The organism is Tritonibacter sp. SIMBA_163 (assembly GCF_046535935.1).
GTDB lineage: Bacteria > Pseudomonadota > Alphaproteobacteria > Rhodobacterales > Rhodobacteraceae > Epibacterium > Epibacterium scottomollicae.
Genome location: NZ_JAWJBP010000743.1, coordinates 1 through 258, shown reverse-complemented (window position 1 = coordinate 258; position 258 = coordinate 1). Strand labels below are relative to the sequence as shown.

Genomic DNA, 258 nt, shown 5'->3' with positions numbered 1-258 from the left:
ACATGACCTTTGTGATTGAGCTGGCTGCCGTTCGATGATGATTTTTGGCGGCACCTGCGGCGAAGGGCGGCTCTTTTGACCTGCTGCCCTGAAAAGTCCGCGGTTTGAAGTTCGCCTGTTCTCCAAACGAGGAGACAGACGATGCGGAAAAGCCGTTTCAGCGAAGAGCAGATCATTGGGATCCTGAAGGAGCACCAAGCCGGGATGGGCGCCAAAGAGCTCTGCCGGAAGCACGGCATCAGCGATGGCACGTTTTAC

The 258-nt window shown here is 56.2% G+C and carries 1 protein-coding gene; it reads left to right on the top strand.

The features are described from left to right. Positions 1-141: 141 nt before the first annotated feature. On the top strand, positions 142-258 hold a 117-nt coding region (locus R0J92_RS24295), incomplete at its 3' end, for a transposase (protein ID WP_411053567.1).